This window comes from Acidovorax sp. KPB24-07, assembly GCF_057543315.1.
On the sequence record NZ_BAAJYS010000252.1, the window covers coordinates 1 to 5316 of the forward strand.

Below are 5316 nucleotides of genomic sequence, written 5' to 3' on the forward strand. Positions count from 1 at the left end.
GCGCGCCGTGGCCTGCCTGCCTGCACTCACCGGCGCCTGGCGCCACCGCGCAGGCGGCCTGCTGCTGTCGAGCTCCGGCCACTTTCCCGTGCAGCGCGCCCAGTTGCAGCGCCCCGACCTGCACACGGGCCCGGTGCCGCGCACCATCAACATGGTGACCATCGGCGACGACCTTCTGCGCGAAGCCTCGCCGGAGTTCGGCCCGAAGATCGAGGCCGTCGTGGTCTACAACAGCAACCCCGTGGCCGTGGCGCCCGACTCCGCGCAGGTGGCCCGGGGCTTCGCCCGCGACGACCTGTTCACCGTGGTGCTGGAGCACTTTCGCACCGACACGGCCGACTACGCCGACTACCTGCTGCCCGCCACCACGCAGCTCGAGCACTGGGACGTGCACGTCTCCTACGGCCACACCGACGTGCTGCTCAACCGCCCGGCCATCGCGCCGCTGGGCGAGTCGCGCTCCAACGCCCGCATCTTCCGCGACCTGGCCGAGCGCATGGGCTATACCGAGCCCTGCTTTGCCGACAGCGACGAGGCCCTGTGCCGCCAGGCCTACGGCGATCGCATCGACTTCGGGCAACTGCTGGAAGTGGGCTTCGCGCCCCTGCCCCTGCCCGATGCGCCGTTCGCCGAGGGCGGCTTTCACACGCCGTCGGGCAAGTGCGAGTTCTACAGCGAGCGGCTGGCGGCCCAGGGCCTGCCGCCCGTGCCGGTGCACGTGCCCAACCACGAGTTGCCGCAGCCCGGCGGCCGCTACCCGCTGGCCATGATCTCGCCGCCCGCGCGCAACTTCCTGAACTCCACCTTCGTGAACGTGCAGAGCCTGCGAAACATCGAGACGCAGCCGGTGCTGGAGATCCACCCCGACGACGCCGCCCCGCGCGGCATCGCCGACGGCACGCGGGTGCGCGTGTTCAACGACCGCGGCAGCTACGAATGCCACGCCGCCGTGAACGGCCGCGCCCGCCCCGGCGTGGTGAACGGCCTGGGCATCTGGTGGCGCAAGTTCGGCGTGAACGGCACCAACGTGAACGAGCTGACCAGCCAGGCCCTGTCCGACATCGGTGCGGCGCCCACGTTCTACGACTGCGTGGTGGAAGTGGCGGCGGTGTCCGAGGCTTGATGCGCACGGCGCCACTCGCCCGGACCACGGCGCGCCTTCATTCATGGTCCGTGTACAGGCCGGCCAGCCCACGGCATGATTGAAGAATCTTGCAGCGGCAGTGGTCTGCGTCCCGAGGGTCTATCCTGAGAGGGCCGCGCTGTCGGAAGCGATAGGCTTTTGCGCGGTTCTTGCGCCTCTCAGAACCCGTTGCCCCCGGTCCGTCCTGCCGATCGACTTGGTTCCTGCCGCCAGCGGATGGAATACGGAGCATGCCCCAACGAGCGCGCCAACGATCAATCCAACAGGAGTGATGACATGTCGTACATCGATGGTTTCGTGATCGCAGTCCCTACCGCCAACAAGCAAAAGTTCATCGAGCATGCCCGTACGCTCGACCCCATATTCATCGAGTTGGGGGCGATCCGCGTGATCGAGTGCTGGGGCGACGATGTCCCGGACGGCAAGGTCACCGATTTCCGCAGAGCGGTGCAGGCCACGGCAGAGGAGACGGTGGCTTTTTCCTGGGTTGAATGGCCAGACAAGGCCACGCGCGATGCAGGGATGAAGAAGATGATGGAAGACCCGCGCATGGACCCCTCAGTTCCTGGCAACCTGCCCATGCCCTTTGACGGTAAACGCATGATCTTTGGGGGCTTCGAACCGGTGGTTGATGTGAAGGCGTAAGCGGCAACTGGCCTTGTCGCCGCGCATGGCGGCTGCCTCGGCCACAACAACGGGCACGATGCCTTCGCCTCCATGAAGGAGGTGCTCACTCGGCGCCCCGCAGGCCGCGCCAGCCGGGTCCCGCTGCCGCTGCTCCACCGCTGGGCGCCTGGATGAACCTGGGCCTCGGCTGGGGGCTGCGATACGCCATCCGGCGTATTGAAGATCAAACGGCAGTTCTTCATACTCGGCGAGCCTTGGAACTGCGCTGCAACGCCATGGCGCCATCCGCGACATCCTGCGCGGGCATATGACGCAACTGCACGAGACCCATGATCGGGATGGACCCTGCGTGGCCCACCGGTCCTGCGTCTTCATTTCATACCGCAAAACCCATGACACGAGGTCCCTTCCTGCACCAGGCCAGCAATCTGCATGGTCGACCCCTGTACGCCGCCATGGTGCTGGCCCTCGGAGCCCAGTGTGCCGCGGCTCAGCAAGCCTCGCCCACCCTGGACTCCATCGAGATCAAAGGTCAGGCGCTTCAGGGGGCTGCCTCCGCCTATTCCAGCACGAGCTTCGACAGCGAAGAGATCGCCGACAAGCATGTGAGCCAGCCGACAGAGCTGCTGCGCCATGTGCCCGGAATGAACGTGCAGAACTACCAGCTCTCGGGCGTGGCCGACACCATCGTGATGCGCGGCTTTGGCGGTGGTGGGCATGGCGGCGACGTGGGCGTCGTGCTCGACGGTATTCCGCTGAACGAAGCCATGTCGCACGCCGATGGGTATGTGGACCTCAATGTCATCGTGCCGCTGGAGATCGAGCGCTTCACGCTCTACAAGGGCCCCGTATCGGCGCTGTACGGCAACTTCAATCGCGCCGGGCTGATGGCGATAGAGACGCGCAAGCGTGGAGAGTACCGGGAGGTGGATGCGAGTCTCGGCTCCCACAGCACGGTGGATCTGCAAGGCGCATGGGGTCTCAAACTGGGTGAGGGGGAATACCTGAACCTGGCGGCGCAGCACGACCGCACCGATGGCTTCCGGGCACAGTCGGACGATCACCGCAGCACATTGGCAGGCCGCTGGAGCAAGCGCATCAGCGCCGACCTGGACGTAGCGCTGTCGGGCCGCTGGCACGAGGCCGATGGCGATTCGCCCGGCTACGTCACGGCCGCGCAGTTCGCGCAGAACCCCTATGGCAAGGACCCGCGCGCCATGAACGATGGCGCCAACAAGCACTTCGCCACGCTGCGCGCGGACGTGAACTACGCACTCTCGCCCGACGTGAAGCTGCTGACGTTTGCCTACACCACGCAGCAGGACTTCACACGCTGGTTCAGCCGCCCGGTCAATGCCACCACCTGGCGCCAGCGCGAGGAGACTTACGACCGCAATGTCCATGGTGCGGGCACCAGCCTGAACGGCCGCACCCCGGTGGCAGGAACCCTGCTGAACTGGGTGGCCGGGCTGGAGACTTTCCGCGAAGCCACCGACTACCTGTACTTCGACGGGCTGGACAACCGTGCGCGCCTGGCCCCTGCCATCAACAACCGCACCTCGAAGCTGAACAGTGTCTCGGCCTTCGGAGAGATCGAGGCGCCCATCCACCCTCTGTTCAAACCCTCGGCCGGCCTGCGCTGGGACCGTTTCACCGGCAATTGCGAGCGCAATGGTGCCGAGACGGGTACCGACCCCTGCGGCCCGCTGGCCAGGATGTCCCATGCCAGCCCCAAGCTGGGCGTGCGATCCGACGTCGCACCGGGCGTGCAGCTGCGCGCCAGCTGGGCCGAGGGCTTTGCCTTGCCCAGCACCTTCGCCAAGTACGCACTGGGCGCCGCCACGCTCGACCCCAACGTCTTTCGCCAGACCGAGGTGGGTGCGCAGTTCAAGCCCGTGCAGGGCCTGGTGCTGGATGTAGCGGCCTTCCGCCTCACCTCCTCCGACGAGATCCGCACCGTGGCCCCCGGCGTGTACGAGAACAATGGCGCCACGCGGCGCAGCGGCGTGGAGGCCAGCGCCCTGTGGGCAGCACACCGCGACGTGGACCTGGCCCTCACCTGGGGCAGCGCGCATTCGCGCATCACCGAGAACGGCAATGCGGCCCTCATCGGCAAGCAGGTGGCCGGCGTGCCGCGCTACATGGCCACGGTGAGCGCCACCTGGCGGCCTGCCGCGGACTGGTCCACCACTGCCACCTGGCGCCGGGTGGGCGCCTATGCGGTGAACGCCGACAACAGCGTGGGCTATGGCGGCTATGCCACGGTGGACCTGAGCGCTGCGTACCGAGTCGCCAACCGCTATGAGATCTACGCCGCCATCGCCAACGTGAGCGACAAGGCCTATGCCACCTCGGCCTCGGTCATCGGAGGCACGCAGGTCTTCGCACCCGGTGCGCCGCGGACCTTCAAGCTCGGCACCAAGCTGCAATTCTGACCTGTGACCACCCGATCCAGGAAGCTCAGGCAATCCAGGAGAACGCCATGAAGACCACCACCCCGACACCACTCCTGCGCCTGCTGGCCATCACAGCGCTGGCCCTGGGCCTGGGCTCCGTGCAGGCCCACAACGTCTGGCTGGAGCCTGATGCCAGCGGCGGCTACCTCGTGCAGTTCGGCGGGCACGAAGGCCAGTTGGAGACCTACCCCGCTCACAAGCTGAAGAGCCTGCAGGCCTTCGATCGCCGTGGCCGCAAGATCGACGTGGCGGTGGAACCGCGGCCCGATGGGGTGCGCGTGAAGCCCGAGCGCCAGGCCGCGTTGCTGGCGGCCCACTTCGACAACGGTTTCTTCAGCAAGGTCGAGGGTGGCCAGATGATGAACAAGCCCATGACCGAGAACCCCGGCGCCACCAGTGGTGTGCATGCGCTCAAGTACCACAAGACCATCATCCAGTGGGGCGTGATCGCAAAGAAGGAACTGGGGCAACAGTTCGAGATCGTGGCCCTGGAGGCGGACACGCCCGATGCAGGCCAACCCATGCGTGTGCGCGTGCTGTTCGATGGAAAACCCATCGCCGGCATCCGGCTGTCGCTGGGCGAGAAGGGGGCGCCCGTCACGACGGCTGAAGACGGCACTGCGACGGTCACGCCCACGGCGGGCATCAATCAGTTGCTGGCGATCCGCCGCGTGCCGGTGGCCAATGACCCACGCACCACCAGCATGAGCTGGGAGTACCTGCTGGCGTTCCCTGCACACTGAGACCGGCTGACACGACCTGCCGAAAGCCGACCTGCCGGCGACGGCTGAGGGACTGGAATGCTGCGGGCCTGGGCAACCACTGCTGGGTCGTGGAGAGAAACCCACGCTTGGTTTGCTGGGTTCGGCAATCCTCTGCTCTCGCCTTGTCGAGCGGTCGCGTCAGCCACTCTTCATTTCCCGAAATTTGCATCCGTTCTCGAATAGCGTTGACCATGACACGTGCCGCGCGCATCGAAGCGCGGGTGGCCTGACGCAGACGCCGCTCCAGCCCGGCACCATCAGCCCTGCAGCACCGGCAAAAGGGCGCTATCCATTTAATAGCAACATGCCCTAGTGGATATTGTGC

The 5316-nt window shown here is 66.4% G+C and carries 4 protein-coding genes; all 4 read left to right on the forward strand.

The features are described 5' to 3' along the window. Positions 1-1123: molybdopterin-containing oxidoreductase family protein (locus tag AC27IQ_RS18550; protein ID WP_487090346.1), on the forward strand; the 1123-nt coding region annotated here is incomplete at its 5' end. Positions 1124-1420: 297 nt separating this feature from the next. Beyond that, positions 1421-1789: a DUF1428 domain-containing protein gene (locus AC27IQ_RS18555; protein WP_284401463.1), complete on the forward strand. Its 369-nt coding sequence runs from the start codon at positions 1421-1423 to the stop codon at positions 1787-1789. Between the two features lie 374 nt (positions 1790-2163). Further along, positions 2164-4206, forward strand: a complete 2043-nt coding sequence (locus AC27IQ_RS18560; protein ID WP_487090347.1) for a TonB-dependent receptor — start codon at positions 2164-2166, stop codon at positions 4204-4206. A 47-nt stretch (positions 4207-4253) separates the two neighbouring features. Continuing rightward, a complete protein-coding gene (locus AC27IQ_RS18565) occupies positions 4254-4970 on the forward strand; it encodes a DUF4198 domain-containing protein (RefSeq protein WP_487090348.1) in 717 nt (238 codons plus the stop codon). Positions 4971-5316: the final 346 nt, after the last annotated feature.